The organism is Novosphingobium sp. UBA6272 (assembly GCF_002440635.1).
GTDB lineage: Bacteria > Pseudomonadota > Alphaproteobacteria > Sphingomonadales > Sphingomonadaceae > Novosphingobium.
The window spans coordinates 24,205-48,514 of the sequence record NZ_DJUW01000017.1 but is presented as its reverse complement, the minus strand read 5'-3'; the positions used below and the strand labels follow the sequence as shown (position 1 = coordinate 48,514).

Genomic DNA, 24,310 nt, shown 5'->3' with positions numbered 1-24,310 from the left:
TATCTTAATAATACGCCACTCTTGCGGAGCACGACCCATCGGCTAGGTGTCTGCCATGCTTCGACCGACCCAGCGCACCGCACGATTCGCCCGCCTCGTCCCCATGGCCGTGTTGCCTCTGCTGGCAGCCTGTGCCCAGCCGGGCGGGTTCAAATCGGCTTCCGGCGGCGCCGCGCCGGTCACAGTGGGAATCATCGCCCTCAATGATTTCCACGGCGCGCTGGAGCCGCCCAGAACCGCAGTGCTGGTCCCTGCCCCTGGAGAGGCCGATGGGGTGCGCCCGGTTCCAGCCGGCGGCGCGGCGTTCCTGGCAAGTGCGGTCGATTCAATCCGGGCGAAGTATCCCAATTCGGCGACGGTTGCCGCCGGCGACCTGATCGGGGCCTCGCAGATCACCTCGTCGCTGTTCCTCGATGAGCCGACAATCGGGGTGCTCAACCGGATTGGGCTCGATTTCAATGCGGTCGGCAACCACGAATTCGACAACGGCACCGACGAACTGCTGCGCAAGCAGAACGGCGGCTGCGCCCAACATACCGCGCGCAAGCCCTGCCAGGTCGAACAGTTCAAGGGGGCGCGGTTCCGCTATCTCGCCGCCAGCACCCGGCGCGCCGACGGCACCTCACTGTTCCCCGCGACCGCGATCAAGACCTTTGGCAAGGGCCGCCAAGCGGTGAAGGTCGGCTTTATCGGCTTGACCCTCAAAGACACGCCCAGTCTGGTCTCCCCCGACGGGATAAAAGGCTTCAACTTTGGCGACGAAGCCGAAGCGATTAATGCCGAAGTGCCGCGCCTGCGCGCCGCCGGGGCCGATGCCGTGGTTGTCATGATCCACGAAGGCGGCTTTACTGCGGGCACGCCCGATCCGTCGGGCTGTGAAAAACTGACCGGGCCGATCAAGGGTATCCTCGACCGGCTGAATCCGGGTGTGGACGTCGTGGTCTCGGGTCACACGCACTGGTCCTATGTCTGCGATTACGGTGCGATTAACCCGAAGCAGCCGATCCTGCTGACCAGCGCCGGGGTCTATGGCCAGCTGGTGACCGATATCACGCTGGAAATCGATCCGGTGGCCGGCCGGGTCGTCGCCAAGCGCGCGCGCAATGTGATCGTGCAAAGCGATCCCTACCAGTCGCCGCGCGGTTTCGTGGACGAGGCCAAGGACCTGCCGCGCTTTGCCGCACGGCCCGATGTGGCGGAATATGTCGGCAAATACAGCGAGGCGGCCAAGGCCTATTCCCTGCGCCCGGTCGGCAAGCTGGCCGGCCCGGTTGACCGCGCGCCCTCTGCCGGTTTCCCTAACCAGGGCGGCCCCGAAGGCAACCTGATCGCCGATGCGCAGCTTGGCGCGACATTGGGGGCGGGTGCCCAGATCGCCTTCATGAACCCGTTCGGGATCCGCAAGCCGATCGTACCCGAAGCGGACGGCACAGTGACCTTCGGGTCTATCTATGCCGCCCAGCCGTTCAACAACACGCTGATCACCCAGTCGCTGACCGGAGCGGAGCTGAAGGCCGTGCTTGAACAGGGGTTCGATGCCAGCGGGCCACATCAGGTGCTGAGCCCTTCGGCGGGCTTCTCCTATACGATCGACCTCAGTCGCCCGGTTGGCGACCGCATCGTCGCGATGACGTTCAATGGCCAGGCGATTGATCCGGCGGCTACTTATCGGGTCACCACCAACAGCTTCCTGGCTGGTGGAGGCGATACCTTCAGCCTGTTCACCCGTCAGCGCGACGCGGTAGTCGGCATGCCCGATATCGACGCGCTCGAAGCCTGGCTCAAGGCGGTCCCGCCGCGCGCCGTACCGGGCGAGGACCGGGTCAAGCGGGTTGGCGGCTAGGTCTTTTGGGCGGCCAGGGAATGAATGACGAGGTGCGGGCGATATATTCCGCATACTTGTCGCCGCGCTTTTTCTTCATCCCCGCTTCGAGCAGCGCCGCGCCTGACCACTTGGTCAGTGTGAAGGTCAGGAACAGCGGCCCGGGCAGGGTCAGCAGCGCATAGGTCCAGCCGACCGCCGCGCAGCACAGCCAGATCCCCCACCAGGCGGCGCAATCGCCGAAATAGTTGGGGTGGCGGGTATAGCGCCACAGACCGGTGTCGAGGATCTTGCCTTCGTTGGCCTTGTTGCCCTTGAACCGGGCGAGTTGCCAGTCACCCACCCATTCAAAGAAGATCCCGACCAGATAGACCGCCAGTCCGGCCCAGGCGAGGGTCAGATTCGGCGCGCTCTTGCCGCTGGCCAGGATCCCGACCTGCGCCGGGCTCGACACCAGGAACAGCAGGAAGGCCTGGCCCAGCCAGATCTTGGTCAGCGCGGCCCAGGCAAAGCGCCCGGCCTCGCGGTCCTTACGCAGGATCCGGACATAGCGCTGGTCCTCGCCCTCGCGCCGCCAGCGGCGCAGCAGGTAGATGCCGAGGCGAAAGCCCCAGGCCGCGGTCATCACCATGATCAGCGTCGCCAGCGGCTCGGGCGAGGGTCTGATCTGCAGCCAGCTGATCACCGCCACCAGCCCCATCCCGGCACCCCAGAACGAATCTATGAACGAGACATCGTTGATCCGGACCGAGATCATCCAGAGCAGCAGCACCGTGGCGATCAGGATCGCGGCATTGAGGGCAAGGGCTTCAAGCATCGGACTGTTCCTTCAGCAAGCGTTGTGCCTGGGCTTCGAGTACCTTGAAACGTGGCTCATCGGGCAGGATCGAGCGGAAATAGGCGGCGATCCGGGCCAGGTCAGCGGCATAATCGCCACTCGGCCAGATCGCCGGACCAAACCCCAGCCGCTTGTCCTTGTTGCAGACCCAGGTCGGCACGATCGGCACCCCGGCGGCCTTGGCGATATGATAGAATCCCGATTTCCATGAACCGTCGGTCTTGCGGGTGCCCTCGGCGGCCACGACCAGCGCCAGTTCGTCGCGCCGGGCAAATTCGGCGGCAACCTGCTCGACATAGTTGGCCCGTTTCGAACGGTCGACGGGGATCCCGCCCATGTCTTCCATAAAGCGCTTGATCGGCCAGGTGAACAGGGTGTGCTTGCCCATGAAGTTGGGCCTGATCCCCATCGCATTGGTCGCCCCGGTGAAAAACACGAAGTCCCAGTTGGATGTGTGCGGCGCCCCGGCGATCACGAACTTGCGCGTTTCGGGCAGGCTGCCTTCCAGCTTCCAACCCTTCCAGTTGTAGATCTTCAGGATCACCCAGCGCACCAGGCGCGATGAAATTGAAGGCGCTCGCCCCTCTTGCTGCATTGGCTTGCCTCTCCCATTCCTGCGCACCTTGGGGCAACGCCGGGACGAAATCTAGCTACATCCGGAACACCCCGAAAGCTGGCCGTTGGGGTATCGGCGCTTCCAGCGCCGCCGCCAGCGCCAGCGCCAGCACATCGCGCGTCTGCGCCGGGTCGATCACCCCGTCGTCCCACAGCCTCGCGGTGGCGTGGTAGGGGTTGCCTTCGTCTTCGTACTTCTGGCGGATCGGAGCCATGAACGCTTCGGCCTGTTCCGCCGTCCAGCTTTCGGCATCGCGGTGGACCGTTGCGAGCACCGATGCGGCCTGCTCTCCGCCCATCACCGAGATGCGGGCATTGGGCCAGGTGAACAGGAAGCGCGGGCTATAGGCGCGGCCGCACATGCCGTAATTGCCCGCACCGAAAGAGCCGCCGATCAGCACGGTCAGCTTGGGCACTGTCGCGGTGGCGACCGCGGTGACCAGCTTGGCGCCGTGCTTGGCGATCCCCTCGGCCTCATACTTGCCGCCGACCATGAAGCCCGAAATGTTCTGGAGGAACAGTAGCGGGATCTTGCGCTGGCAGGCGAGCTCGATGAAGTGCGCGCCCTTGACCGCAGACTCGCTGAACAGCACGCCGTTGTTGGCGAGCACCGCCACCGGCATGCCCCAGATGTGGGCAAAGCCGCAGACCAGCGTCGAGCCGTAATGCGCCTTGAACTCGTGGAATTCGCTGCCGTCGACCAGCCGGGCGATCACTTCGTGGACATCGTAGGGCGCGCGGACATCGTCGGGGACGATGGCGTAAAGCTCTTCCGCATCATACTTCGGTGCGCGCGGTTCCTTCAGCGGCAAGCCGTGATCGTGGCGCGGGCCAAGGTGGCTGATGATGTCGCGGACAATGGTCAGCGCATGCTCGTCATTCTCGGCGAGGTGATCGACCACGCCGGACTTGCGGGCGTGCAGATCGCCGCCGCCCAGGTCCTCGGCGCTGATTTCCTCACCGGTCGCGGCCTTGACCAGCGGAGGCCCGGCCAGAAAGATCGTGCCCTGGTTGCGCACGATCACCGTCTCGTCGCTCATCGCCGGGACATAGGCCCCGCCGGCGGTGCAGCTGCCCATCACGCAGGCGATCTGGGGGATGCCTTTGGCGCTCATCTGCGCCTGGTTGAAGAAGATCCGGCCAAAGTGGTCGCGGTCGGGGAAGACCTCGCTCTGGTGCGGCAGGTTGGCCCCGCCGCTGTCGACCAGGTAGATGCAGGGCAGGTGGTTCTGCTCGGCAATCTCCTGCGCGCGCAGGTGCTTCTTGACCGTCAGCGGATAGTAAGTGCCGCCCTTCACCGTCGCGTCGTTGGCAACGATCATGCATTGCCGGCCCGACACCCGCCCGATCGCGGTGATTATCCCGGCGCCGGGGATATCCTCGCCATAGACGCCGTCCGCCGCCAGCTGCCCGATCTCCAGCAAGGGCGAACCCGGATCGAGTAGCCGCTCGACGCGTTCGCGCGGGAGCAGCTTGCCCCGGCTGGTATGCCGCTCTCGCGATTTCTCGTTCCCGCCCAGCGCCGCCTCGGCCACCCGCGCGCGCAGATCCTGCGCCAGCGCGCGGTTGTGCGCGGCGCGGGCCTGGGCCTGCGGATCGTCGGGGTTGAGGGAGGTGGAAAGGACTGGTGCGCTCATGCGAAAGGATTCTCCGTGCCGGTTAGCCAGCGGCCGCGCATCCACGCTTGCGCTGCTGCCCGGGTTCTTGTGGCATAGTCGGGCGTGTTCGGGCCGACAAGCGGAAGGCCCCAGCTCTCCGCCACGGCAGCAATCCCGGCCTGGTCGATTGCAAGGCCCCGGGCGACCGCCTGACGGGCCAGCTCAAGCTCCTGCCCCCAGAAATAGACCGCGCGTGCCGCGACATTGGCCTGCATCTGGCGCACGTCTGCAGCGCGGTCGCTGTCTCCGATCAGCGGCAGCCAGATGTCCGCGATCATGATATCGATCGCGCGATCGGCCTGCCAGGTCATCGCATCGTGCGGCACGATCCGGACCTTGTCGCCGCAGCGGTCCGGCAGACGGGCGAACAGGTTCAAGTCCCGGTGCAAGGCGATCACCGCCGAGTCGGCCTCGACCACGGTCACCGCGTCAACCTCATTGCGAAGCGCGCATTCGGCCGCGGCCCAGCCCAGCCCCAGCCCCATCACCACCACGTGGCCGCTGGCCGCAGCGATCCCGATCGCCTCGCTTTCCAGCTCGAGCGGTGCGAGCGACATCCAGACATCGTCACCCCGGCGCAGCACCACCAGCTCTTCCACCAGCTGCGCCGCGCCCCAATAGCCGGGTGAGAACACCATCGGCTCGATCGTCAGCGCCCAATCGCGCGCGGCCTGCGGGCGATAGAGACGCTTGAGTGCGGGGCTTGGGAGTTCGCCCCAGGGGTCCGGGCTACTCATGCCGCTGGTCAGCCCCCCGCTCCAATCAACTCCCGCCCGATCAGCATCCGGCGGATCTCGTTGGTCCCGGCGCCGATATCGAGCAGCTTGGAATCGCGCAGGTAGCGCTCGACCGGCCAGTCCTTGGTATATCCCGCCCCGCCCAGGGCCTGAACCGCTTCGCCCGCAACCTTGAAGGCGTTCTCGCTGGCCAGCAGGATCGCGCCGGCGGCGTCGAAGCGGGTGGTCTGCCCGGCATCGCAGCTTTTCGCCACGGCATAGGTATAGGCCCGGGCCGATTGCAGCGCGACATACATGTCCGCCACCTTGGCCTGCATCAGCTGAAACGCGCCGATCGGCTTGCCGAATTGCTTGCGTTCACGCAGGTAGGGGATGACCACGTCGAGGCAGGCCTGCATGATCCCAAGCTGCAACCCGGCCAACACCACGCGCTCGTAATCGAGGCCGCTCATCAGCACGCCGACCCCGCCGTGGAGCGGTCCCATGATCCGGTCCTCGGGGATGAAGCAATCGTTGAACACCAGCTCGGCGGTGGGGCTGCCGCGCATGCCCATCTTGTCGATCTTCTGGCCGATACTGAAGCCTTCGTCGTCCTTCTCGATCAGGAAGGCGGTGATGCCGCGCGATCCGGATTCGGGCGCGGTCTTGGCGTAGACCACCAGGGTGTCCGCGCATGTCGCGTTGGTGATCCAGAACTTGGTGCCGTTGAGCAGGTATCCGCCCTGCGCCGCCTCGGCCTTCAGTTTCATCGAAACCACATCCGAACCCGCGCCGGCTTCGGACATGGCCAGGCTGCCGACATGTTCGCCGCTGACCAGCCGGGGCAGATATTTCGCCTTCTGCTCGTCATTGCCCCAGCGCCGGATCTGGTTGACGCAGAGGTTGGAGTGCGCGCCATAGCTGAGGCCGATCGAGGCGCTTGCGCGGCTGACTTCCTCCACCGCGATGACATGGTCGAGATAGCCCAGGCCCAGCCCGCCCCATTCCTCTTCGACCGTTATCCCGTGCAGCCCCAGCTCACCCATCGCCGCCCACAGCTCATCGCGTGGGAACCAGTCCTCGGCATCGGCGCGCGCGGCCAGCGGGGCGATCTTCTCGTCGGCAAAGCGGCCCGCCGCCTCGCGGATCATCATCGCGCTTTCGGGCAGGGCGAAATCGAAATCGGGGGTAGCGCGCATGGGAACTCCTCTGGTCGTTCAGCGCATAGCCAACAGGTGCGCGGTGCGCAAACCGGTTACAGACGAAAGCAGTTTCGGGATCAGAACCCCGCACCACCCGGCCAGGAGGGCGAAGCCAGCCCCATCACCTTGAACAGCAGGCCCATCTGGCCTTCGCTCACGAGCCTCTCCTTGGCGCTTTCGATCGCGGCAGCGTGCTGCGGCGCGGCCGCGGCCAGGGTCTGGGCGCGGGCCTCAATCCCAAGGTTGCGCAGCCAGCGCCCCTGCGGGACCGTGCCGAGCCATTTGCACCCGCGCGACAGAGCAATCGGGGCGAGCGTGGCGAAATCGACGTGGGCGGTCAGGTCCGCCTCGCCGGGAGCCACAAATGGATCGACTTTAAGGTGGTCGCGCACCGCCTGCAGCGTCGACCCATCGCGGATCTGGTCATGGCCATAGTCGATGAACAGGGCCGCTCCGCCCTGATCGACCAGCCGACCGGCCACTTCGTAGACCGCCGCCGCCGCACCGGGGCAGGTCTCGATGATCGTCCCCGGTTCGGCCGCGCGGCGCGCTTCTGGCACCGCGGCGTCCATCGGCTGTGACCCGGCCACGCAGACGAAGCGCTCACCCTCCGGCACAACCATCCGTTCGCGCCAGCCGTCGGGGGTCTTGACCAGCTGCCGCACCGGCAGGGCATCGAGGAACTCGTTGGCGACCAGCAGGATCGGGCCATAGGGCGGCGCGGTCGACAAGTCGTGGTGCCACTGCGCACCGGGAATCGCGGCGAGCTGAACGTCCTTGAGCTCGGTTGAACTCTCGACAAAATGGATCGTCGGCTCCAGTCCATAGCGCTTCGCCGTGCGCAGCGCATCCTGGGCCAGGGTACCGCGCCCGGGGCCCAGCTCGACATAGTGGACCGGCTCTTCGCGCCCGGCATTGATCCACATGTCGGCCAGCCATAGCCCGATCAGCTCGCCGAACATCTGGCTGATTTCGGGCGCGGTGACGAAGTCCCCTGCGCTGCCCAGCGGGTCGCGCGAATCGTAATAGCGGGCGTTGGATTCGCCCATGTAATGCATCAGGCTGATCGGCCCGGTATTGGCGATCAGCCGGCGGAAGATCGTCGCCAGCGATTCCTTCTGGGCCTCTTCGCTCATTGCGGGGTCGGGGTGCTGCTTCCCAGCTCGGGGCGGCGTAGCGCCCGGATCAGGAAGAACAGACCCAGCGCGATCAGCGGAATGGTCAGCCACTGGCCCATCGACAGGCCGGTCTGGCGGGCGAATTCCTGCAACTGCTCATCGGGCTCGCGGAAGTATTCAACCACGAAGCGGCCGATCCCGATCCCCAGCGTGAAGATTCCGACCAGCAGGCCCGGCCGGAACCGCGCGCGGGTCTTCCAGAACAGCGGCACCAGGATCAGCGCCAGCAGCAGCCCTTCGAGCAGCGCTTCATAGAGCTGGCTGGGGTGGCGCGGCAGCTCGCCCGCGCCCTTGAAGACGATCGCCCAGGGCACATCGGTTCCGGCAACCCGGCCCCACAGCTCGCCATTGACGAAATTGGCGAGGCGGCCGAACAGCATGCCGAACGGCACCGCCACGGAGACATAGTCGGCCACGCGCAGGATCGAGAGCTTGTTGCGCCAGCAGACCCAGCTGATCGCCAGGACCACCCCGATCAGCCCGCCGTGAAAGCTCATCCCGCCATGCCACAGCTGGACCAGCTGACCCGGATGTGCCCACAGGCTGGGAATGCCGGTGTTGCCGCCGGTGTAGAAGGTCGCATAACCCAGCCGTCCGCCCAGGATCACCCCCAGGGTGCAATAGAAGAACAGATCGTCGATATGGCGCTGCGCGAGCGGCGCCCCGGCGGTCTTGATGGCCTTCGAGGTGTGCCAATAGGCCAGAAAGATGCCGGCTAAATAGGCCAGGCTGTACCAGCGCAGCGAAAAGCTGCCGATCGTGAACAGGTTGGGGCTGAGGCCCAGGTCCTCGAAATGGATCGGCGCGCTGCTTGCCGCGGCGGCAAGCTGTGCAAGCGATAGTGACAGCAAGTGCATAACCCCTTAGATGTTCGATGCCGCATGGGCGCTTCGGCGCCGCTTGTGGCACAGAGCAGGCCGGGAAACAAACCCGGTGCCGAGATTTGAGGAGACACCGGGGCAACGCGGAAGGGGCGCGGTAATTCCGGATCACACAGCAGAAGGATGCCGCATGCGCAGCGAACTCGATACCGCGCTTGATGATGTTGTTGCCCGCCTGACCGCCCCTGGGGGGATGCTCGAAACCATACCGTTCGAACGCTATGGCCAGCAGTTGCCGATGCTCAAGAACGCCCCGCCGACCCTGCCGGCCCTGTTCGAGATGTTCTGCGCCCAGCACGGCGATGCGGAATTTCTGGTCGATGGAGAAATCCGCCTGACCTTCGCCCAGACCTATGCCGCGGCGCGCGCGGTGGCGGGCGGACTGGTCGGCGGGCACGCGGTCAAGAAGGGTGACCGGATCGGGATCGCCGCCCGCAATTCGACCAACTGGATCATCGCCTATATGGCGGTGCTGATGGCGGGCGGCTGCGCCTCGCTACTCAACGGCTGGTGGAGCGGCGAGGAAATGGCCGCCGGGATCAAGCTGACCGGCTGCACGATCGTGCTGGCCGACAAGCAGCGCGCCGCCCGGATCTCAGAACTCGATGTCGATACGCAGGTGGTGCTGTTCGAACATGACTGCGGCTGGGAACAGGGCCTTGCTGCGCTGCTGGCCAAGGGCGGCGATGCCGAAACCCCGCTGCCCTCGCTGACAGGCGATGATCTGGCGACGATCCTCTACACCTCGGGCTCGACCGGGCTCAGCAAGGGCGCCTGGTCCGATCACCGCGCGGTGACCCAGGCGGTGTTCTCCTACGTCGCGCAGACCCTGACGATCCTGACCATGCTGACCGAGCGCAACGAGGCGCCGACCATGCAGCCGTGCAGCCTGGTCAACGTGCCGCTGTTCCACGTCACCGGGGAAGTCCCGCTGTTCCTCCAGTCGTTCGTGATCGGACGCAAGCTGGTGCTTATGCCCAAGTGGGATGCCGAAGAGGCAATGCGGCTGATCGAGCGCGAAAAGGTCACCTATTTCGTCGGCGTTCCGCTGATGAGTTTCGAAATCGCGACCCACCCGAACCGCGACAAGTATGACCTGTCGAGCTGCACCTCTTTCGCCGCCGGCGGCGCGCCGCGCCCGGTCGAGCATGTCCGCCGGATCAAGGAGGCGCTGCCCCATGCCTTCCCGCTGCTCGGCTATGGCCTGACCGAAACCAATGCCGCCGGCTGCGGCAATCTCAACGAGAATTACCTGGCCAAGCCTGGCTCGACCGGCACCGCGACCAAGCCGCTGATCGAATGCGGCATTCTGGACGATGACGGCAAGGTTCTGCCGCCGAACCGGGTTGGCGAAGTCGCCTTCCGCTCGATCGTCAACTTCGGTGGCTATTGGGAAAATCCTGAGGCTACCGCCGCGGCGATCATGCCCGATGGTTGGTTCCGCACCGGCGATCTCGGCTACCTCGACGAAGACGAATACCTGTTCATCGTCGACCGCAAGAAGGACATCATCATCCGCGGCGGTGAGAATATCAGCTGCATCGAGGTGGAAGAGGCGATCTATGCTCACCCCGATGTGGGCGAAGCGAGCGTGTTCGGGCTGCCCGACGAGAAGTTCGGCGAGCAGGTCGCGGCGGTCTATGTCGCGGAAGAGGGCCGGACGCTAACCCCTGAGGCTTTGCGCGAATACCTGCTGCAGCATATTGCCCCGTTCAAGGTCCCGGTGCGCTTGTGGGAAGAGAAGGAATCCTTGCCCCGGCTCGGCACCGAAAAGGTTGACAAGCGGGCGCTCAAGGCCCGTTACCTGCCGGTGTGGGAAGCAGAGCAGAAATCGAACGGGTGAACCGGACCCGCATCGCCAACCAGCGCGCGGTGATCGATCGCCGGGCGCTGGCCGAGGCCATTTCCGAAGCGGTGGATGCGGGCGGCGCGGCCAAGGCCCGGCCTCGAGTCGTCGAATTGCTGCGCGGCGCGCTGGCGTCCGGACGCGAGGAAATTGCGCGGCGGCTGGCTGAGCGGCCTTCGTCGGGCCACCTCAGCGCCGAGGCCCAGGCTTTTCTGGTCGACCAGCTGGTCCGGGTGATTCACGACCACGTGGTCCGCGATGTCTATCCGTCCGGAAACCGGTCTTCGGGCGAGCGCCTGACGATCATGGCGGTCGGCGGCTATGGCCGGGGCGAGATGGCGCCGCATTCCGATGTCGACATCGCCTTCATCACCCCGATCAAGCAGACCCCGTGGTGCGAGCAGGTAATCGAGGCCATGCTCTATTTCCTGTGGGACCTGGGGCTGAAGGTCGGCCATTCCAGCCGCTCGCTCGACGAGATGGTCCGGATGGCCAAGGGCGACCTGACGATCCGCACGGCCCTGCTCGAAGGGCGCTATGTTTGGGGCGATCAGGCGCTGTTTGATGATGTGGAGCGCCGGTTCTGGGCCGAGGTCGTTGCCGGGACCGAGCGGCTTTACGTCACCGAGAAGCTGGCCGAGCGCAATGACCGGCACAAGCGGCTGGGTGACAGCCGCTATGTGGTCGAACCCAACGTCAAGGAAGGCAAGGGCGGCCTGCGCGATCTGCACACGCTCTACTGGATCGGCAAGTACCTTCACCACGTTCGCGACGTATCCGAGCTGGTCGGGGTAGGCCTGCTCAGTCCGGCCGAGTACCGGGCTTTCCGCCGCGCCGAGGATTTCTTCTGGGCGGTGCGCTGCCACCTGCACACCATCACCGGCCGCGCCGAAGACCGGCTGACCTTCGATCTGCAGCGCGAAGTTGCCACGCGGATGCAATTTGCCGAACGGCCGGGCAAGAGCGCGGTCGAGCGGTTCATGCAGTACTTCTTCCTGCAGGCGAAGCGCGTCGGGCACCTGACCGGGCTGTTCCTCGCCCAGCTGGAGGACCAGTCGACCAAGAAGACACCTCGCGGCCTGCTGGCCGGTTTTCGCGCGCGGCGACGGATGGTGAAGGGCTATCCGGTGTTCGGCGGGCGGATCAACGTACCGGCCGATGACTGGTTCACCGAGGACCCGGTCCGGCTGATCGAAATCTTCGTGCTGGCCGATGCCCAGGGGCTGGAACTGCACCCCGATGCGATGCGGCTGGCGGTGCGCGATGCCCGCGCGGTCGATTCCGTGCGCGAGGATCCCCGCGCGAACGCCCTGTTCCTCGACCTGCTGAGCAGCCGCCACGACCCCGAAACAGCCTTGCGCTGGTTCAACGAGGCCGGGGTATTCGGGCGGTTCGTGCCCGATTTCGGGCGGGTCAACGCCCAGATGCAGTTCGACATGTATCATCACTACACAGTCGACGAGCATACCATCCGCGCGATCGGGCTGATGTCGCGGATCGAGAAAGGCGAGATGAAGGCGGACCATCCGCTCGCCACCGCGATCGTCCACAAGGTGGTCAACCGCCGCGCGCTATACGTATCGATCCTGCTCCACGATATCGCCAAGGGTCGGCGCGGGGATCACTCTGTGCTGGGGGCGGAGGTCGCGCTCAAGCTGGGGCCGCGGCTGGGGCTGAGCGACGAGGAAACCCAGCATGTTTCCTGGCTGGTCCGCCAGCACCTGTTGATGAGTGCAGTCGCGTTCAAGCGCGATCTGGCCGACTGGAAGACGATCACCGACTTTGTCGCCCAGGTCCAGTCGATCGAGCGGCTGCGGCTGCTGGCCATGCTGACCATTGTCGATATCCGCGCGGTCGGGCCGGGCGTATGGAACAGCTGGAAGCGCCAGCTGATTCACGAACTTTACGAAGCGACCGAAGAGCGGCTGCGGCTGGGCCATGTCCAGCATGGCCGCGAACACCGGATCGCGGCCAAGCGCCAGATCGTTACCGAGCGGCTCGGCGCTCAGGGCAAGCTGGTAGAAAAGTATTCCAGGCAGTTCAACGATGCCTACTGGATCGCCGAGCCGGACGATGTGATCGCCAGCAACCTGGTCCAGCTTGACCTCGCCAAGGGCCAGGCGCTCGACGTGCGGACCGAGTATTACGCCGCGCGCGGGGCAACGCTGGTCACGGTCATCGCCGCCGACCATCCGGGGCTGTTCTACCGGATTGCCGGCGGCATCCACCTGGCCGGCGGCAACATCATCGATGCGCGGATCCACACCACCCGGGGCGGGATGGCGGTCGACAATTTCCTGGTTCAGGACCCGCTGGGCCGGCCGTTTTCGGAAGACAGCCAGCTGGCCCGGATCAAGGCGATGATCGCCGACGCGCTGGGGGGCAAGATCAAGCTGGTGCCGCAGTTGGCCGCACGTCCGCTCGCCCGTCCGCGTGCCGATGCCTTCGACGTCCGCCCAAGGGTGGAATTCGACAACGCCGCGTCAAACCGCTTCACCGTGATCGAGGTCAACGCCCGCGATCGTCCGGCGCTGCTCAACCGGCTCGCCCGGGCGCTGTTCGAAGCCAAGCTGATGGTCCATTCCGCCCACATCGCCACCTATGGCGAACGCGCGGTCGATACTTTCTACGTCACCGACCTGCTGGGCGAGAAAGTCGAATCGGTCCAGCGGCTCAAGACGGTCGAGAAGAAGCTGCTCGAAGCGGCCGACGAGGAAACGATCGAAGTGGCGGCGGCCTAGATCCGCAGCTCGCGTGATTCCGTCCGCCGCCGCCGGCGCTTCAGTTCGCGGTTCCAGCCATGCCCGATCCCGGCGAGCGCCACCGACATCGCCAGCAGCAGGATTGCGCTGGTTGCCGGATAGCCCGCCGTCAGGACCAGTGCGACTGCCCCGATCAAGAGTACACCCAGGGCCATGGCCGCATAGCCTGGCCCGCTCATCATAGCTTTGCGTTTCATGACGCAGGAACTAGCGAAGCTATGTTGCGTTCCCGCGACTTGCCTTAACCGATCAACGCTTCGGCGATCTGCACCGCGTTAAGTGCCGCGCCCTTGCGCAGATTGTCGCCCACCACGAACAGCGCCAGGCCGTTTTCGACCGTGCGGTCAACCCGGACGCGGCCGACGAAGACCGGATCCTTGCCGGTCGCCTCGAGCGGATTGGGGCACTGGCTCAGCACCACGCCGGGGGCCTGCGCCAGCAGTTCAAGCGCGCGGCTCGCGCTGATCGGGCGCTCGAATTCGACGTTGAGCGAGATCGAATGCCCGGTGAACACGGGAACCCGCACGCAGGTGCCCGACACCGGCAGGCCGGGGATGCCGAGGATCTTGCGGCTCTCGTCGCGCAGCTTGAGCTCTTCCTCGGTGTAGTCGTCCTCGCCCAGCACATAGTTCAGCGGAACCACATTGTGCGCCATCGGCACTGCCCACTTTTCGGCGGCAGGCAGCAGATTGTCATGGCCACCTTCGGCCAGCAGCCGCGCCTTGTCGCCGACGTGGTCAAGCTGACGTGCGAGCACCTCGATCCCTTCCAGCCCCGCGCCTGACACTGCCTGGTAAGTGCTGGCCACGATCCGCTTGAGGCCCGCCTCATCGTGCAGCGGCTTCAAGGCGGGCATCACCGCCATGGTGGTGCAATTGGGATTGGCGATAATCCCCTTGGGCAGGTCCGCCATCGCATGCGCATTCACTTCGGCAACGACCAGCGGCACATCCGGGTCCGAACGGAAGGCCGAACTGTTGTCGATCACGATGGCGCCTGCAGCAGCAACTTTGGGTGCCAATGCCTTCGAGGTCGATCCGCCTGCCGAGAACAGCACAATGTCGAGCCCCGCATAGTCGGCCGTGGCGGCGTCTTCGATCGTTACGCCATCGATCACCTTGCCCGCCGAACGCGCCGAAGCGAACAGCCGCAGCTGCCTGATCGGAAAGTTCCGCTCTTTCAGGATCTCGCGCATGGTCGAACCGACCACGCCGGTCGCGCCGACGATGCCGACGTTGAGCTGCTGACCCTTGGGGAAACGATGAACCATGATGCTACTCCTGATGGGGAAGAGCAGTGCGGGGGTTCTTTTGATCCGTGATTGGATGCCCCGCCTGCTCGGTGCGGGGCGGGTTGCCTGGATGCCTTAGCTACGCATCCCCACAACCGGTCCCGCCGGGGCGGTCGGTTTGGTGGTAATGGTAATGGCCGGCATGTTCGACATGGGACGCGCCTCTAGCGGTCCCATTGCGCAATGGCAACGCCTTTGTTGCAGTGCAGCGTGAAACAATGCTGCGTCATCCGGCCAGATCGACGTTCTTGCGCGCCGCCGCGCTGCGGGCCGCGATATAGCTTGAGCCGGCCATGGTGCAGGCGAGCAGGCCCACCACCAGCGCGTCCAGGATCAGCACCGGCCAGTCGAGCCAGGCTGGCGTCAGCGCGATGGCCAGATAGCCGAGCGCATAATGCACCGCCATCAGCGGCAGGATGCAGGCAACCGAATAGCCCAGCGTCCGCCAGAACGATCCGGCCATGACGCTGAAGGACCTGACCGGCCCGATCGCCCGATTGCCCAGGGTCCAGGCGACCACCCAGGCCATCAGGTAGATGCCGATGATCGACCAGACTATCGCAAGGACCGGCCCGGCCCAGATCGCCGTCTTGCCGGTCAGCCCCAGCACTTGCCCGACCGGTATTCCAAACAGCGAGTAGCCCTGCTGGACCACGCTCAGGGCAAACAGCACCAGCCACAGGCCGATGGCCGGCCATTCAAACCGCGCCGCACGCTCGGGACCGCCGAAGGCCATCAGGCGGATGAACCAGTATGTCGGCAGGGCGAGCGCGATGACTTTGGCAAAGCCGAACGTCATGCGCAGCGGATCGTCGGCTACGGCTTTGGCAGCGGCCAGACTGTCATACATTCCGGTCCGAATTTCGACCACATGCTGGGCCATTTCGACGACGGGAGAGATCAGGAACAGTAATGGAAGCAACCAGATGCAGCGCCACGCGGTCTGATAGACCAATTTGATGTCTTGCCACATTTGCCGTCCCCCCAATACTTCTTGAACAGGGACTTAGGCAGTGGCCAGAACTATTTCAACTACGCACTCCGAAACGCATTCGTAATCGGATACCTGCGATCCCGCCCGAAATTGCGCGTGCCCAGCTTGACCCCCGGCGGGGCCTGGCGGCGCTTGTATTCGGCCACGTAGAGCAGGCGCTCGATCCGGACCACGGTGTCGCGGTCGAAGCCTTCGCTGACCAGCTGGTCGACGCTCTTCTCATGCTCGACCAGGCCGAGCAGGATGCCATCGAGAATCTTGTAGGGCGGCAGCGAATCCTCGTCCTTCTGGTCGGGGCGCAGTTCGGCCGAAGGCGGGCGGGTGATGATCCCGGCGGGCATTACCGGGCCGTCGGGGCCGAGGCCGATCTTGGGCTTGTGCCGGTTGCGCCATTCGCTGATCGCGAAGACAGTCATCTTGTAGGCGTCCTTCAGCGGGTTGTAGCCGCCCGCCATGTCGCCGTAGATCGTGGCATAGCCGACGCTCATCTCGCTCTTGTTGCCGGTGGTCAGCAGCATCGGGCCGAACTTGTTGGAGAGCGCCATCAGGGTGACGCCGCGGATCCGGCTTTGCACGTTCTCCTCGGTGATATCGTATTCCTTGTCGGCGAAACTGCCTGCCAGCATTTCGTCGAAGGCCATCACCGCCGGATTGATCGGGATCGTGTCGTACCGGCAGCCGATCATCGTCGCGCATTCGGTGGCGAGATCGAGGCTCAATTGGCTGGTGAAGCGGCTCGGCAACATCACGCACCAGACTCGTTCCGGCCCCAGCGCATCGGCGGCAATCGCAGCGCAGATCGCGGAATCGATCCCGCCCGAAAGGCCCAGCACCACGCCGGGGAAGCGGTTGCGATTCACATAGTCGCGCAAGGCCAGGACCATCGCGCAGTAGATGTCCTCAGGATGCTCGGCCAGTAGCGCCACTTCGCCCGGCTCGCAGCGCCAACCCTTGTCCGTACGGGTCCAGCGGGTGGTGACTTCCTGCTCTTCCCAGTCGGCCATCTGCACCGGGACCGAGCCATCGCCGCCCACCACAAAACTGGCACCATCGAACACCAGTTCATCCTGTCCGCCGACGCGGTTGAGGTAGGCCAGCGGCAGCCCGGTATCGGCGGCGCGGCGCTTGGCCACGCCTTCGATCCGCAGCGTGTCCTTGTCTATCTCGTAAGGGCTGCCGTTGATGCAGATCAGCAGCTCAGCTCCGAAATCGGCGAGATGGCGGCAAACGTCGGGATGCCAGACGTCCTCACAGATCGGCAGGCCGATCAGCACGCCCTTGAACCCGATCGGCTCGGGCAGGGGGCCGGGCTGGAACAGGCGAACCTCGTCGAAAGTGCCGTAGTTGGGTAGCTCGTGCTTGAGCCGGACCGCCGCAACCTTTCCGCCGTCGAGCAGGGCCACCCCGTTGTGCAATGCGCCGTCGACCACGAAGATCGAGCCGACCAGCATCGCCGGACCGCCATCGGCGGTGACCTGGGCCATCGCCTCAAGCTCTTCCGCGGCGCGGGCGACGAAGGCCGGCTTGAGCACCAGATCCTCGGCCGGATAGCCGACCAGCTGCATTTCGGGAAAGACGATCAGGTCCGCGCGCTGGGCCTTGGCCCGCTCGCGCGCGGCGAGCATTGCCTTGGCATTGCCGGCAATATCGCCGACCGACTGGTTGAGCTGGGCAAGGGTGATGGAGAGGCGATCGGTCATAGGGCTTTCCTAAGCCCTGCGACCGCGTTAGCCAATGGCAAGAAGAGGGAGAGACAGATGTTCCATCAGGCTTTCGCAGCCGCCAACATGCCCGGTGTGGTGGGAATGATCGTTGACCGCGACGGAGTGCGGTTTGCCGAGAGCCACGGGGTGCGCGACGTGGAGAGCAAGGCGCCGCTGGCGCTCGACACCCAATTCCAGATCGCCTCGATGACCAAGGCGCTGGTCTCGGTCGCAGCGATGCAGCTGGTCGAACAAGGAAAGCTTGGCCTCGACGCGCCGATCGGCAATCTGTTGCCCGATCTTGCCGATGCCCAGGTCCTGACCGGCTTTGACGGCGAAGGACAGCCGCAATTGCGCCCCGCAGCGCGGCCGATCACGCTGCGCCACCTGCTGACCCATACGGCCGGGCTGGGCTATTTCTTCGTGCATTCGCAAGTGCTGCAGTATTTCGGCGCGGTCGGGATGCCCGAGCCGGGATCGAAGGCTTCGATCAAGATGCCGCTGATGTTCGATCCGGGGGATCGTTGGGAATATTCGGTGGCGACCGATTGGGTCGGGCTCGCGGTCGAAGCGGCGACGGGCCGAAGCCTTGGCGACTATTTGGCCGAACAGGTCTTCGCCCCGCTCGGGATGACCCGCACCGGTTTCCTTGATGCCCTGCCCGATGGCGCAGCGCAGGTTCACGTCCGGGACGAGGGCGGATCGCCAAGAGTCCAGCCGATGTTCATCGGCGGCGGCGAGTACCACAATGGCGGCGGCGGGCTGATCAGCACGGCGAGCGACTATGCCCGGTTCGTGCGGGCCGTGCTGCGCGGCGGCGAGTTGGACGGAAAACGGATCCTGACCAGCGAAACGGTCGCGGAAATGGGCCGCAACCAGATTGGAACCCTGCGCGCCGGATTTATGGACAGCGTGATGCCCAACTTCGCCCTGCCCTATGATACCTTCCCCGATCAGCACACCGGCTGGGGGCTGGGCTTCCTGATCAATCCTGAGCAGGGCCCCAACGGTCGCAGCCCAGGCAGCCTGGCCTGGGCCGGGGTGTTCAATTCCTATTACTGGATCGATCCCGCCGTCGGGGTGGGCGGCGTGATGATGAGCCAGCTTTCGCCGTTCGGCGATCCGGGCGCGCTGGCCTGCTTCGGCGCGCTGGAGCGGGTGGCTTACGCCTGAGCGGCGCTATTTGTTCTTCATGTTGTCGAGCCCGCGGACCACGCCGGGCTTGTCACTGGGGTTTGAGACGTTGGTCTTGACCTTCGGGGCCTTGGGTTTGCGTGCCTCACGGTTCGATTTCTTCTGCGATTTGGCCATGGTTGGCTCCTTTCGGGAGGTAATGTGCCGGGTTCATGCGGCGATGGCGGGGGCCAGATAATGCGTCGCGGCGCGCGTTTTGAGATGGGCTTCGAGCAGCCCCAGCACTTCGCGATCTTCTTCGCCGTCAAACTTGCGTGCGAACAGGTCGGGGCTCAGCCTTAGTGCGGCGATATCGGCGCTGCCGAAATTGCGCGGGCGCAGTTTGATCGGGCCATCCGGGACCCAATCGATCATCCTTAGATCGTCGTTGACCACTTCGCCCTGATCGGCGTGGTTCATCAGAACTGTCTGAAAGAAGGCCTCATCAGCAATGAAGCTGTGCTGATAAAAGGCCTTGTACCGCGCGACCCGCCTGTCGGCGCAGACAAATTCGCAGAAGCCGCGTGTCACCGCTTTCCACTGGGTGCCGATGAACGGGGCTGCGCCTGGCAGGAACTTGCGAGCGATCCGGGTGCGAAAGATCCGGCCGAATCGCTCGACGAAGTAATGGCTGACCCGGTTGAGCGTTTCCGGCCGCTGGCTGCGTTGGCAAACCGCGCGGATAAATTGCCGGTCGGGGTGAGCGGTCAGAAAGCTGCGGATATACTCCTGGCTCTTGAGCGGGAAGTCCTGTCCGGAAAGGTTGATGTAATGTGTCCAGCTGCTGTCCATCTGCAACAGCGCCGCCATGCCGCGCAGTTCGGCATCGACCAGGCTGTAACCACCCCACAGCGCGTTACGCGCGGGCAGGATCCTTACGCCCCGGTACGAGGCCAGAAAACGTCCCAGATCCTTGGCGAGCTCTGGCCCTGAGCTCTTGTCGATATGTACAACATAGCTGTTGCCGGGCTGATAGATCGATCGGAACAGCCGCTTGAATTGTTCCGGAAACCGGTGAACGAGAATGAAATAGGCGATCATGGCGAGCGTCTCCGTTCGCGTAGGACCGGGCTGTCAAAGCCCCGGACCAAGCGGCGTCGATTCCTGCCTCAGGAACGCCAATCAAACCTGTTTTGATCGAAATGAGACATCGCCGGACAGATCCGCGCGACGGCGCAGGGGCGTAAGCTCCATATGGGGACACACTGGCGATTTGTAAGGGCTGACCGGCCGAGGCAAACAAAAACCCCGCCGGATCGCGCCGGCGGGGTCTTCGTTGTTCAGCTTTTGGGACTGAAGGCGCTTATTCTTCGCCTTCGGCCGCTTCCGGGTTCAGGTATTCGCCCGCATCGGCATCAAGGCCGTGGGTTTCACCTTCGACCATGGCCAGCGGATCGTCGCCGATCGCGGCTTCCGGACCCTGGGCCAGTTCGGCTGCGTGCTCTTCCGCGGCGTTGTCGGGAGCGATCAGGCTCTCCTGCAGCTTGCGGTAAGAGGCGCGCAGCGCGGCGTCGCGACTGGTGGCAGTGACCCGCAGGCGGTTCATGCCCGCACCGGTACCGGCCGGGATCAGGCGGCCCACGATCACGTTTTCCTTCAGCCCGATCAGGCTGTCACGCTTGCCTTCGACCGCCGCCTGGGTGAGCACGCGGGTGGTCTCCTGGAACGAAGCGGCCGAGATGAAGCTGCGGGTCTGCAGCGAAGCCTTGGTGATACCCAGCAGCACCGGCTTGCCCACCGCCGGAGCCGACCCGAGGGGCAGCTTGGCGTTGTATTCGTCCATTTCCTCACGGTCGACCTGTTCGCCGGCGAGCAGCACGGTGTCGCCACCGTCGGTGATCTCGACCTTCTGCAGCATCTGGCGAACGATCACCTCGATGTGCTTGTCGTTGATCTTCACGCCCTGCAAGCGGTAGACTTCCTGGATTTCCGCGACGAGGTATTCGGCCAGCGCCTCAACCCCCAGCACTTCCAGGATGTCGTGCGGATCGGGCGAGCCGGAAATCAGGTTGTCACCCTTCTTGACCCAGTCGCCTTCCTGCACGTCGATCGTCTTCGACTTGGGGATCAGGTATTCCACCGGATCGCCTTCCTCGGGGATGATCGCGATCTTGCGCTTGGCCTTGTAGTCGCGGACGAATTCGATCCGACCCGAGGTCTTGGCGATGATCGCGTTATCCTTGGGCTTGCGGGCTTCGAACAGTTCCGCAACCCGCGGCAGACCGCCGGTGATGTCGCGGGTCTTGGCGGCTTCGCGGCTGGCGCGGGCCAGCACGTCGCCGGCTTCGACCGTCTGGCCATCCTCGACCGACAGGGTGGTGCCCGGAGCCATCATATAGCGCGCGGCCTCACCGCTGGCATCGTCGAGCAGGGTCAGGCGGGGACGCAGGTCCTCCTTCTTCGAGCGGCTGGCCGAACGGTTTTCGGTCACCACGCGGCTGGACATCCCGGTCGCGTCGTCGGTCAGTTCGGTCAGGGTCTTGCCGTCGACAAGATCCTGATACTTCACCACACCCGACTTTTCGGTGATGATCGGCAAGGTGAACGGATCCCATTCAGCCAGGCGATCGCCTTCGTTGATGATCGCGCCGTCCTCGTGGAGCAGGTGGGTACCATAGGGGACCTTGTGGATCGCCCGTTCGCGCCCTTCGCTATCGAGCACCACGATTTCACCGCTGCGCGCCAGCGACAGACGCCGCCCGCGCTTGTCAGTGATGGTCGGGATGTCGCGGTACATCACGGTACCGTCGCTGATCGCTTCGAGGTGCGACTGTTCGTTGACCTGGGCCGCACCACCGATGTGGAAGGTACGCATGGTCAGCTGGGTGCCGGGTTCACCGATCGACTGGGCAGCAATGACGCCGACCGCTTCACCGATGTTGACCGGGGTCCCGCGGGCCAGATCGCGACCATAGCAGGTTCCGCAAACGCCCTGTTCGGCTTCGCAGATCAGAGGGCTGCGGATCTTGACCGCCTGGATGCCCGAAGCCTCGACCACTGCGGTCGCCGCTTCGTCCAGCAGGGTACCCTTGGCAACCAGCACCGAACCATCCTTGTTGGCGACGTCTTCGGCCAGAGTCCGGCCGAGGATGCGTTCGCCAAGCGAAGCGATGGTAGAGCCGCCCTGAACGATCGCGCGCATTTCGAGCGCCCGTTCGGTCCCGCAGTCTTCGACCACCACCACACAGTCCTGCGACACGTCGACCAGACGGCGGGTCAGATAACCCGAGTTCGCGGTCTTGAGCGCGGTGTCCGCGAGGCCCTTGCGGGCGCCGTGGGTGGAGTTGAAGTATTCAAGAACGGTCAGACCTTCCTTGAAGTTCGAGATGATCGGGGTCTCGATGATTTCGCCCGAAGGCTTGGCCATCAGCCCGCGCATCCCGGCCAGCTGCTTCATCTGGGTCGGGGAACCACGCGCACCGGAGTGCGACATCATGTAGATCGAGTTGATCGGCTTCTGACGGCCCGTTTCGGGGTCGATCGGGCTGGCCTTGATCTCGTCCATCATGGCGTTGGCAACCTGGTCGCCGCAGCGGCTCCAGGCGTCGATCACCTTGTTGTACTTTTCCTGCTGGGTGATCAGGCCGTCCTGGTACTGCTGTTCATAGTCAGCCACCAAGGCCTTGGTCTCATCGACCAGCGCCACCTTGCTGTCGGGGATGATCATGTCGTCCTTGCCGAACGAGATCCCCGCCTTGAAGGCGTGACGGAAGCCCAGCGCCATGATCGCGTCAGCGAACAGCACCGTGTCCTTCTGGCCGGTGTGGCGATAGACCTGATCGATAACGTCGCCAATTTCCTTCTTGGTCAGCACCTTGTTGACTACGTCGAAGGGCACCGTGTGCGATTTGGGCAAGCACTCGCCGATCAGCATTCGGCCGGGGGTAGTCTCAAACCGCTTGAGGTACTGCTGGCCCTTCTCGTCGGTCTGCGGCACGCGGGCGATGATCTTGGAGTGGAGCGTAACCGCGCCGACTTCAATCGCCTGATGCACTTCGGCCATGTCGGCAAACATCATGCCCTGGCCCGGCTCGTTCTCCCGATCGATCGAGAGATAGTAGAGTCCCAGGACCATGTCCTGCGACGGCACGATAATCGGCTTGCCGTTGGCGGGGCTGAGGATGTTGTTGGTCGACATCATCAGCACGCGGGCTTCCAGCTGGGCTTCGAGGCTGAGCGGCACGTGGACCGCCATCTGGTCACCGTCGAAGTCGGCGTTGAAGGCCGAGCAGACCAGCGGGTGCAGCTGGATCGCCTTGCCCTCGATCAGCACGGGTTCGAAGGCCTGGATGCCGAGACGGTGCAGCGTCGGCGCGCGGTTCAGCAGCACCGGGTGTTCGCGGATTACCTCGTCAAGGATGTCCCAGACTTCCTTGCGTTCCTTTTCGACCCACTTCTTGGCCTGCTTGAGGGTCATCGACAGACCTTTGGCATCGAGCCGGGCGTAGATGAACGGCTTGAAAAGTTCGAGCGCCATCTTCTTGGGCAGGCCGCACTGGTGCAGCTTGAGTTCGGGACCGGTGACGATCACCGAGCGCCCCGAATAGTCGACGCGCTTGCCGAGCAGGTTCTGGCGGAACCGGCCCTGCTTGCCCTTGAGCATGTCGCTGAGCGACTTCAGCGGACGCTTGTTGGCGCCGGTGATCACCCGGCCGCGGCGGCCGTTGTCGAACAGCGCGTCAACCGCTTCCTGCAGCATGCGCTTTTCATTGCGGACGATGATGTCCGGCGCGCGCAGCTCGATCAGGCGCTTGAGGCGGTTGTTGCGGTTGATCACGCGGCGATACAGATCGTTGAGATCCGAGGTCGCGAAACGGCCACCGTCGAGCGGCACCAGCGGGCGCAGTTCGGGCGGAATGACCGGCACCACGTCGAGGATCATCCATTCGGGGCGGTTGCCCGAATCGATGAAGCTTTCGACGACTTTCAGCCGCTTGATGATCTTCTTCGGCTTCAGTTCCGACTTGGTCTCGGACAGTTCCTTGAGCAGGTCTTCCTTTTCCTGCACGAGGTCGAGGCTCATCAGCATGTGCTTGACCGCCTCGGCGCCGATTCCGGCCGAGAAGGCGTCTTCGCCGTACTGGTCCTGGTAATCGTAGAGCTCGTCTTCGGTCAGCGTCTGGTACTTTTCGAGCGGGGTCAGGCCCGGCTCGATCACCACATAGCTTTCGAAGTACAGGATCCGCTCAAGGATCTTGAGCTGCATGTCGAGCAGCAGGCCGATGCGCGAAGGCAGCGACTTCAGGAACCAGATGTGCGCAACCGGCGCGGCCAGTTCGATATGGCCCATCCGCTCGCGGCGGACCTTGGTCACGGTCACTTCGACGCCGCACTTTTCGCAGACGACGCCCTTGTACTTCATGCGCTTGTACTTGCCGCACAGGCACTCGTAGTCCTTCACCGGGCCGAAGATGCGGGCGCAGAACAGGCCGTCGCGCTCGGGCTTGAAGGTCCGGTAGTTGATCGTTTCCGGCTTCTTGATTTCGCCGAACGACCACGAGCGAATCCGCTCGGGGCTGGCGAGGCCGATCTGGATCTGGTCGAAGGTTTCGGGCTTCGCGATCTGGTTGGTGAACTTGGTAAGGTCGTTCATGTTTCAGTCCCTCTGGGGGTGAATCTGGTATTGGCGGA

At 64.5% G+C, this 24,310-nt stretch carries 18 protein-coding genes; 4 read left to right on the top strand and 14 right to left on the bottom strand.

The annotated features are described in order from the left end of the window. Positions 1-103: 103 nt before the first annotated feature. Complete coding sequence (locus tag B2V17_RS09155) at positions 104-1,843, top strand: bifunctional metallophosphatase/5'-nucleotidase (RefSeq protein ID WP_292997045.1); 1,740 nt, start codon at positions 104-106, stop codon at positions 1,841-1,843. Here the strand turns inward: B2V17_RS09155 and B2V17_RS09150 are convergent. The 7 genes from B2V17_RS09150 to lgt form a co-directional block, all read right to left on the bottom strand. Next, entirely contained in the window at positions 1,824-2,639 is an 816-nt protein-coding gene (locus B2V17_RS09150) for a DUF1295 domain-containing protein (RefSeq protein ID WP_292997044.1), read from the bottom strand. The two genes, B2V17_RS09155 and B2V17_RS09150, sit on opposite strands and share 20 nt — an antisense overlap. Beyond that, the gene (locus B2V17_RS09145; protein WP_292997043.1) at positions 2,632-3,204 is read right to left on the bottom strand and encodes a lysophospholipid acyltransferase family protein; all 573 of its coding nucleotides are present in this window, start codon (positions 3,202-3,204) and stop codon (positions 2,632-2,634) included. The genes B2V17_RS09150 and B2V17_RS09145 overlap by 8 nt, the downstream gene beginning before the upstream one ends. Before the next feature lie 106 nt (positions 3,205-3,310). Continuing rightward, a complete protein-coding gene (locus tag B2V17_RS09140; protein ID WP_292997042.1) occupies positions 3,311-4,912 on the bottom strand; it encodes a carboxyl transferase domain-containing protein in 1,602 nt (533 codons plus the stop codon). Then, the gene (locus tag B2V17_RS09135) at positions 4,909-5,670 is read right to left on the bottom strand and encodes a hypothetical protein (RefSeq protein WP_292997041.1); all 762 of its coding nucleotides are present in this window, start codon (positions 5,668-5,670) and stop codon (positions 4,909-4,911) included. Before B2V17_RS09135 ends, B2V17_RS09140 begins: the two co-directional genes overlap by 4 nt. Before the next feature lie 8 nt (positions 5,671-5,678). Continuing rightward, positions 5,679-6,848, bottom strand: a complete 1,170-nt coding sequence (locus tag B2V17_RS09130) for an acyl-CoA dehydrogenase family protein (RefSeq protein WP_292997040.1) — start codon at positions 6,846-6,848, stop codon at positions 5,679-5,681. Positions 6,849-6,928: 80 nt separating this feature from the next. Then, positions 6,929-7,987, bottom strand: a complete 1,059-nt coding sequence (locus tag B2V17_RS09125) for a class I SAM-dependent methyltransferase (protein WP_292997039.1) — start codon at positions 7,985-7,987, stop codon at positions 6,929-6,931. Continuing rightward, the gene (lgt, locus tag B2V17_RS09120; RefSeq protein WP_414690793.1) at positions 7,984-8,877 is read right to left on the bottom strand and encodes a prolipoprotein diacylglyceryl transferase; all 894 of its coding nucleotides are present in this window, start codon (positions 8,875-8,877) and stop codon (positions 7,984-7,986) included. Before lgt ends, B2V17_RS09125 begins: the two co-directional genes overlap by 4 nt. Before the next feature lie 163 nt (positions 8,878-9,040). On the opposite strand from lgt, the gene B2V17_RS09115 reads away from it, so the two are divergent. Together B2V17_RS09115 and B2V17_RS09110 are read left to right on the top strand one after the other, a co-directional pair. Then, positions 9,041-10,753 carry a class I adenylate-forming enzyme family protein gene (locus tag B2V17_RS09115; RefSeq protein ID WP_292997037.1) on the top strand — a complete coding sequence of 571 codons (1,713 nt, stop codon included), beginning with the start codon at positions 9,041-9,043 and terminating at the stop codon, positions 10,751-10,753. Beyond that, the gene (locus B2V17_RS09110; RefSeq protein ID WP_292997036.1) at positions 10,750-13,497 is read left to right on the top strand and encodes a [protein-PII] uridylyltransferase; all 2,748 of its coding nucleotides are present in this window, start codon (positions 10,750-10,752) and stop codon (positions 13,495-13,497) included. The genes B2V17_RS09115 and B2V17_RS09110 overlap by 4 nt, the downstream gene beginning before the upstream one ends. Here the strand turns inward: B2V17_RS09110 and B2V17_RS09105 are convergent. The 4 genes from B2V17_RS09105 to B2V17_RS09090 all read right to left on the bottom strand — a co-directional run bounded on the left by B2V17_RS09105 (position 13,494) and on the right by B2V17_RS09090 (position 17,503). Continuing rightward, on the bottom strand, positions 13,494-13,715 hold the full coding sequence (locus tag B2V17_RS09105) for a hypothetical protein (protein WP_292997035.1): 222 nt from the start codon (positions 13,713-13,715) through the stop codon (positions 13,494-13,496). The genes B2V17_RS09110 and B2V17_RS09105 overlap by 4 nt on opposite strands. Positions 13,716-13,759: 44 nt before the next feature. Then, entirely contained in the window at positions 13,760-14,788 is a 1,029-nt protein-coding gene (locus B2V17_RS09100) for an aspartate-semialdehyde dehydrogenase (protein ID WP_292997034.1), read from the bottom strand. Positions 14,789-15,035: 247 nt separating this feature from the next. After that, positions 15,036-15,782 (bottom strand): hypothetical protein, encoded by a 747-nt coding sequence (locus B2V17_RS09095; protein WP_292997033.1) that lies wholly within the window; start codon positions 15,780-15,782, stop codon positions 15,036-15,038. Positions 15,783-15,841: 59 nt separating this feature from the next. Then, the gene (locus B2V17_RS09090) at positions 15,842-17,503 is read right to left on the bottom strand and encodes an NAD+ synthase (RefSeq protein WP_292997032.1); all 1,662 of its coding nucleotides are present in this window, start codon (positions 17,501-17,503) and stop codon (positions 15,842-15,844) included. Between the two features lie 57 nt (positions 17,504-17,560). Between B2V17_RS09090 and B2V17_RS09085 the strand changes: the two genes are divergently transcribed. Beyond that, positions 17,561-18,679 (top strand): serine hydrolase domain-containing protein, encoded by a 1,119-nt coding sequence (locus B2V17_RS09085; protein WP_292997031.1) that lies wholly within the window; start codon positions 17,561-17,563, stop codon positions 18,677-18,679. 6 nt (positions 18,680-18,685) lie between these two features. On the opposite strand, the gene B2V17_RS09080 is transcribed toward B2V17_RS09085, so the two are convergent. The 3 genes from B2V17_RS09080 to rpoC all read right to left on the bottom strand — a co-directional run bounded on the left by B2V17_RS09080 (position 18,686) and on the right by rpoC (position 24,272). Next, positions 18,686-18,817, bottom strand: a complete 132-nt coding sequence (locus tag B2V17_RS09080; RefSeq protein ID WP_292997030.1) for a hypothetical protein — start codon at positions 18,815-18,817, stop codon at positions 18,686-18,688. A gap of 33 nt (positions 18,818-18,850) precedes the next feature. Continuing rightward, the gene (locus tag B2V17_RS09075) at positions 18,851-19,720 is read right to left on the bottom strand and encodes a beta-1,6-N-acetylglucosaminyltransferase (protein WP_292997029.1); all 870 of its coding nucleotides are present in this window, start codon (positions 19,718-19,720) and stop codon (positions 18,851-18,853) included. Between the two features lie 262 nt (positions 19,721-19,982). Continuing rightward, the gene (rpoC, locus tag B2V17_RS09070; protein ID WP_292997028.1) at positions 19,983-24,272 is read right to left on the bottom strand and encodes a DNA-directed RNA polymerase subunit beta'; all 4,290 of its coding nucleotides are present in this window, start codon (positions 24,270-24,272) and stop codon (positions 19,983-19,985) included. Positions 24,273-24,310 lie beyond the last annotated feature (38 nt).